The following is a 6,528-nucleotide window of genomic DNA, read 5'->3' as shown; positions in this document are numbered from 1 at the left end:
CCTGCAGGACGCCAAGGTGAAGGTCCATGAGCACCCCCCGATCCAGACAGTCCACGGCAACACCCTGGTCGGCGAAGGTCAGGTGCGCTGGCGCGGAAGACGCCTGATTGTCGCGACAGGTCCCAGCCCGCTGGGTTGGCTGCGCGAGTCGGGCCTGCGCGTGGACGGACGTGGCTTCATCGAGATATCCCCGTCCCTGCAGAGCCGCTCGCACCCCCATGTATTCGCCAGCGGCGATTGCGCCAGCCTGCCCGGCGCTATCCACAACGGCGTACACGCGGTGCGTCAGGCGAGCGTGTTGGCCACCAACCTCGCGCGAGTGTCGATTGGCCAACCGCTGCGCCACTACCATCCGCAAACCCACAGCCTCGCCCTGCTGGCTGACGGCCGTCATGGTGCGCTGCTGAGTTGGGGCGCAGTGGCGGCCGAAGGCCGGATGCTTGGCAGCCTGAAGGATCATTTCGACCGCCGCTTCGTGCGGCGGCACAGGGCTGAGGGCTGAGGGTGTCAGCCGAGCAACTGCTGCAGGCGCGCCTCCAGCAACTCGGGGAAACGCTTGAACCAGGTCAGATTGCGTGGCGATGGATGCGGCAGCGGATGCAGGCGAAACGTTCTGCGAATGCTCGTCGCCATCGCCAGCTCAAGATCGAAATGCGCAGTGAAACGATCCTCGCGCTGCCAGAACGCCTCGAGTTGCTGGCGCACTTCGCGTGGCTGCTCCAGACCAAACCAGAGAAACGCCTCACGCCCAAGCGTGACGATGTCGCGGCCCTGCCAGTGGTCGAGCAGCAGCTGGAGCATCAGCGGATGAAATCGGCGTTTGATTGCCATTGACCAGGCGCGGTTACCGAGCGGCTTGTAGGGCACTGTGTTGATCCAGAAAAAGCCATCGCCAATGGTCTGACTGGCCTCGAAATCCAGCATTTCTTCACCATGGACATGCCGATAGAGCGCACGTCGAACCAGTTGGCCCCCAGCACCAATGAACGGCTCACCGTAGCGCACCTCTTCGCGCCCCGGATCGCGGCCAAAGAATGCGATGGGTGCATCGGCCGGCCCAAGACCGATGATCGGCACCAACGGGTCCTTACCGAACGCCTTGTATGCCGCCTCATCGATGCCCTCGGTCTGCTCAGCCAGCTCTCTGAAAGCCATGCGCTGCGTAAGGTCGAGCGGCAACCGTCGTTTCATCGACTAGAGATCACTTTCGTCTATCAGCTTCACTTCAGCTGCCGAGATCGCGTAGGCGGCGTCGGCCAGGTCGTTGCTGACGGCTTCGACCTGCAGCGTGCCGTCGACCCAGAGCGGAGCATAGATATCATCCAGCATGATCCCGGCGGGATAGCGGACCATCACGATCTGGTTGGGCGGTGGTGGCGGCACATGAATACAGGCGCCCGGATAGGGCACCAGAAAGAACTCGGTGCTGCGGCCCCGGCTGTCAGTTTCCAGCGGAACCGGATAGCCGCCCAGGCGAATCAGCTTGCCGTTGAGCGCCGGCACGGTCTTGGCCGAATACATCACCGCGGGCAGACCACTGCCTTGCTTGAGACCGCCCTGATCACTGAAACCGTCGTTCTCCGGCGAGTCATGCTCGATTTCAGGCATTTCTTCCAACGCCTGACGATCCTCGGCAGGCATCAGCTCAAGCCAGTCGAGCTCCGCCGGAGCGGCATGGGCATTGGAAACGCAGCAAAGCAGGAGGGACAGAATTAAGAGGCGCATGACAACCGAAAGATGAGAGAACGGGGCCGCAGGGCGCGGCCCCAGGCAGATCAGTGTTTACGGCTGGTGACCATGCCGTAGATGACCAACAGGATGATCGCACCGACGACCGCGCCGATAAAGCCGGCACCTTCTCCGGCTCGATACAGGCCGAGCGCCTGCCCGCCGTAGGTGGCCAGCAGCGAACCGCCGATACCCAGCAGGATGGTCATGATCCAGCCCATGCTGTCGTTGCCGGGCTTCAGGAAGCGCGCGATGAGCCCTACGATCAGGCCGATGATGATGGTTCCGATGATGCCCATGGGCAATCTCCTCAAGTCCGAAAATAGGCGTTACGTATTTTCGGACCTGAGGATAGCCAGCCAGTTCGCCGCCGAAAGCAGCAAGCCAGACCGCCGGACAGTCAATCGCGCGCGATCAGCGACTCGACGGCGGTGATCTGCCGATCCAGCGTGGAACGGTCCGGGCAACGCAGCGTGGCATGCCCCACCTTGCGTCCGACCTTGAACGCCTTGCCGTAATGATGCAGGTGGCAATCCTCGACGGCGATAACCTTCTCCACGGCCGGCACTTCACCGATGAAGTTGAGCATGGCGCTCTCGCCGACTTTAGCCGTCGAACCGAGCGGCAAACCGCTTACCGCGCGCAGGTGGTTTTCGAACTGGCTGCACTCGGCGCCTTCGATGGTCCAGTGACCGGAGTTGTGCACGCGCGGCGCGATCTCGTTGGCCTTGAGCCCGCCGTCGACCTCGAAGTACTCGAACGCCAGCACGCCGACGTAATCCAGCTGTGTCAGCACACGCCCCGCGTAGTCCTCGGCCAGCGCTTGCAGCGGATGGTTGCTGCTCGCCACCGACAACCGCAGGATGCCCTCTTCATGCGTGTTATGAACCAGCGGGTAGAAGCAAACTTCACCATCGCGCCCGCGCACGGCAATCAGCGACACTTCCCCTGTGAACGGCACGAAGCCTTCGAGGATGCACGGCACGCTGCCCAACTCGGCAAAGGCGGCGGTCACCTCGGATTGCTTGCGCAAAACCTTCTGGCCTTTGCCGTCATAACCCAGGGTGCGCGTCTTGAGTACCGCCGGCAGGCCGATGCTGGCGGCCGCGGCATCGAGATCGGCCTGGGACTGGATGTCGGCAAACTCCGGCGTCGGGATGCCGAGGTTCTTGAACATGGATTTCTCGAACCAACGATCACGGGCAATGCGCAGCGCCTCGGCGCTCGGATACACCGGGACGAACTGGGAAAGAAAGGCCACGGTTTCAGCCGGCACGCTCTCGAACTCGAAGGTCACCAGATCGACTTCATCGGCCAACTGGCGCAGGTGATCCTGATCGCTGTAGTCAGCACGCAGATGTTCGCCGAGTGCTGCTGCGCAGGCGTCCGGGGCTGGGTCGAGAAACGCGAAGTTCATGCCCAGCGGGGTTCCTGCCAGGGCGAGCATGCGGCCCAGCTGGCCGCCACCGATCACGCCAATCTTCATTTACGCGTCCCTCGGGTCCGGGTTATCGAGCACGGTCTGGGTCTGCTCGTCGCGGAATGTCTTCAGCGCGGCATGATATTCAGGAAATTCGTGGCCGAGGATGCTGGCCGACAACAGCGCGGCGTTGATCGCGCCTGCCTTGCCGATAGCCAGGGTGGCCACCGGTACGCCGGCCGGCATCTGCACGATCGACAGCAGCGAATCGACACCGGAAAGCATCGAGGACTGCACCGGTACGCCGAGCACCGGCAGATGGGTCTTGGCAGCACACATGCCCGGCAGATGGGCCGCGCCGCCGGCACCGGCGATGATCACACGCAAGCCGCGTGATTCAGCCTGCTCGGCATACTGGAACAGCAGGTCGGGCGTGCGGTGTGCGGACACCACGGTGACTTCATGCGGAATGCCGAGCTTTTCCAGCATCTCTGCGGTGTGGCTCAAGGTGGACCAATCGGACTTGGAGCCCATGATCACGCCTACCAGTGCGGTCATCGTCGTGCCTCTCGTCGTGCGCTGCGCAGCGCTACAAAAACGACAAGCCACGCATCGGGAGCGTGGCTTGCATGCAGGGCAAACCAGCGAAGTTGCTGGTTCGAAGGCGCGGCATTATACCGGAAAGCCACGCGTGTCGCGCCTGCGGCTTGACAGTCGGCGACTGAACGAAGGCCGTGCATCTTCGATGCCGTAACGAATGTCCTAAGCGGGACTCTGCACACCTGCCACGCCAATGTCGAACCCGGCCCTGAACACTGCACCAAAGCCAGTCCTCATGATGGCCAGCACGGGCTTTCGGCCAGGTTTGGTGTGCTGCTCGCGTACGGTATACACGCAACTCCTGCCGCTACCCGCCACTCTCCAATCGACGCCATAGCAGCCGCACCGGCGCCTTGCGCACCAGCGCGCAGCGGTACAGCCGAATCTCCAGCGGCAGACGCCAGCTTTCGTCGGCACACTCCACCAGTTCGCCTCGCTGCAGTTCTGCCGTGATGCTCAGGCGCGGCACCCAGGCGACGCCAAGGCCTTGCAGCGCCATGCTTTTAAGGCTGTCGGCCATGGCGGTTTCGTACATCGTGGTGTAGCGCAGCCGGCGCTGGCGCAGCAGACCATTGACCGAGCGGCCAAGGAAGGCTCCGGCACTGTAGGCCAGCAGCGGCACGCTTTGCCCGTTGTTCAGGTCGAACAGCGCATCGCCCGCCGTATCGACGGCGCACACCGGCAGCATTTCGCTATTGGCCAGGTGTAGCGAAGGAAACAGCTGCGGGTCCAGCTGCAGCGCGGCATCGGGATCATGAAAAGCCAGCATCAGATCGCACGCCCCTTCGCGCAGCGCGTGTATCGCATCACCAACGTTGGTCGCCATCAGACGCGTGCTGGGGTTCAGGCCCAACGCGCGCAGCCCTGCGATCCACTGCGGGAAGAAACCGAGCGCCAGCGAATGCGCCGCGGCGATCTGCAGCACCTCGCCTTGTTGGCCGTCCACGTGATGCAGGTGTCGCAGCACCTCGCCCAGCTGCTCGACCAGGCTGCGCGCAGTGATCAGGAACAGCTGGCCGGCCTCGGTCAACTCCACGGGTGTGCGTGAGCGGTTCACCAGCGTCAACCCTAGGGTATTTTCCAGGCTGCGGATGCGTCGGCTGAAGGCCGGCTGGGTGACGAATCGTCGTTCGGCCGCTTGCGAAAAGCTGCGTGTCGCGGCCAGCGCAACGAAGTCTTCCAGCCACTTGGTTTCGATGTTCATGCGCGCTCCCGAAGCGGTTGGCGAAAGGATGATCATGATGCCGTGTAACGCTTCGCAGCGAAACGACGTCACATTACTCTTATGCCGATCTTGCATACCCCAGAGCCGAACAGCATTGGCCGCAAATGCCGCCGAGCGCCTATCGTAGCGGCCTTCGCGGCAAATGCCGCTTTTCTCTCGGAAGAGAATCCTCATGTCCTCCGCTGCATCATTCCGTCTGGAAAAAGACCTGCTTGGCTCCCTTGAAGTGCCCGCTGACGCCTATTACGGCATCCAGACCCTGCGCGCCGTGCGCAACTTCCACCTCTCTGGCGTGCCGCTGTCGCACTTCCCTAAATTGGTCGTGGCACTGGCCATGGTCAAGCAGGCGGCCGCAGACGCCAACCGCGAGCTTGGCCACCTCAGCGACGCCAAGCACGTCGCCATCAGCCAGGCCTGCGCGCACCTGATTCGGGGTGAGCATCACGATCAGTTCGTCGTCGACATGATCCAGGGCGGCGCCGGCACCTCGACCAACATGAACGCCAACGAGGTAATCGCCAACCTGGCGCTGGAATACATGGGCCACGCCAAGGGCGAGTATCGCCACCTGCACCCGAACAACGACGTGAACATGGCGCAGTCGACCAACGACGCCTACCCCACCGCCATCCGTCTCGGCCTGTTGCTGGGTCACGACACCCTGCTGGCCAGTCTCGACAGCCTCGTGCAGGCCTTCGCCGGCAAGTCGGGTGAATTCGCGCACATCCTCAAGATGGGCCGCACCCAGCTGCAGGACGCCGTGCCGATGACCCTCGGCCAGGAATTCCGTGCCTTCGCTACTACCCTTGGTGAAGACCTTGAGCACCTGCGCCTGATCGCCCCTCAGCTGCTGGTCGAGGTCAACCTCGGCGGCACCGCCATCGGCACCGGAATCAATGCCGACCCCAACTACCAGAACCTGGCCGTGCAACGCCTGGCGACCATCAGCGGCCATCCGCTGAAGCCAGCCGCCGACCTGATCGAAGCCACTTCGGACATGGGCGCGTTCGTCACCTTCTCCAGCATGCTCAAGCGTTTGGCGGTAAAGCTGTCGAAGATCTGCAACGACCTGCGCCTGCTCTCCAGCGGTCCGCGTACCGGGATCAACGAGATCAACCTGCCGCCGCGCCAGCCGGGCAGTTCGATCATGCCGGGCAAGGTCAACCCGGTGATTCCCGAAGCGGTCAACCAGGTGGCCTTCGAAGTCATCGGCAACGACCTGGCGCTGACCATGGCCGCCGAGGCCGGCCAGCTGCAGCTCAACGTGATGGAGCCGCTGATCGCCTTCAAACTGTTCGATTCGATCCGCCTGCTGCAACGCGCCATGGACATGCTGCGCGAGCATTGCATCGTCGGCATCACGGCGAACGAAGACCACTGCCGGCGCCTGATGGAGAACTCCATCGGCCTGATCACCGCGCTGAACCCCTACATCGGCTACGAGAACGCCACCCGCATCGCCGGCCAGGCGCTGCTCAGCGGCCGCGGTGTACTGGAACTGGTCCGCGAGGAGCAGCTGCTGGACGACGCCACCCTCGACGACATCCTGCGCCCG

General features: G+C 63.2%; 8 protein-coding genes. 2 read left to right on the top strand and 6 right to left on the bottom strand.

Features of this window, described 5'->3' with window-relative positions; all coding sequences use genetic code 11:
- The coding region (locus PSTU_RS0110075) for an FAD-dependent oxidoreductase (RefSeq protein WP_019340912.1) at window positions 1-502 on the top strand (502 nt) is incomplete at its 5' end.
- 5 nt (window positions 503-507) lie between these two features.
- Here the strand turns inward: PSTU_RS0110075 and PSTU_RS0110070 are convergent.
- The 6 genes from PSTU_RS0110070 to PSTU_RS0110045 form a co-directional block, all read right to left on the bottom strand.
- Window positions 508-1,191, bottom strand: a complete 684-nt coding sequence (locus PSTU_RS0110070) for a uracil-DNA glycosylase family protein (RefSeq protein ID WP_036992966.1) — start codon at window positions 1,189-1,191, stop codon at window positions 508-510.
- 3 nt (window positions 1,192-1,194) lie between these two features.
- The gene (locus tag PSTU_RS0110065) at window positions 1,195-1,725 is read right to left on the bottom strand and encodes a DUF3299 domain-containing protein (RefSeq protein WP_019340910.1); all 531 of its coding nucleotides are present in this window, start codon (window positions 1,723-1,725) and stop codon (window positions 1,195-1,197) included.
- 50 nt (window positions 1,726-1,775) lie between these two features.
- Entirely contained in the window at window positions 1,776-2,027 is a 252-nt protein-coding gene (locus tag PSTU_RS0110060; RefSeq protein ID WP_019340909.1) for a GlsB/YeaQ/YmgE family stress response membrane protein, read from the bottom strand.
- Window positions 2,028-2,128: 101 nt separating this feature from the next.
- Window positions 2,129-3,214: a 5-(carboxyamino)imidazole ribonucleotide synthase gene (locus tag PSTU_RS0110055; RefSeq protein ID WP_019340908.1), complete on the bottom strand. Its 1,086-nt coding sequence runs from the start codon at window positions 3,212-3,214 to the stop codon at window positions 2,129-2,131.
- Window positions 3,215-3,706 (bottom strand): 5-(carboxyamino)imidazole ribonucleotide mutase, encoded by a 492-nt coding sequence (gene purE / locus PSTU_RS0110050; RefSeq protein WP_019340907.1) that lies wholly within the window; start codon window positions 3,704-3,706, stop codon window positions 3,215-3,217.
- A 349-nt stretch (window positions 3,707-4,055) separates the two neighbouring features.
- Window positions 4,056-4,952 carry a LysR substrate-binding domain-containing protein gene (locus PSTU_RS0110045; protein ID WP_019340906.1) on the bottom strand — a complete coding sequence of 299 codons (897 nt, stop codon included), beginning with the start codon at window positions 4,950-4,952 and terminating at the stop codon, window positions 4,056-4,058.
- A gap of 193 nt (window positions 4,953-5,145) precedes the next feature.
- On the opposite strand from PSTU_RS0110045, the gene PSTU_RS0110040 reads away from it, so the two are divergent.
- The coding region (locus PSTU_RS0110040) for an aspartate ammonia-lyase (RefSeq protein WP_019340905.1) at window positions 5,146-6,528 on the top strand (1,383 nt) is incomplete at its 3' end.

Source organism: Stutzerimonas stutzeri SDM-LAC (assembly GCF_000235745.1).
Classification (GTDB): domain Bacteria; phylum Pseudomonadota; class Gammaproteobacteria; order Pseudomonadales; family Pseudomonadaceae; genus Stutzerimonas; species Stutzerimonas stutzeri_H.
This window is presented reverse-complemented; position numbering and strand designations above follow the sequence as displayed.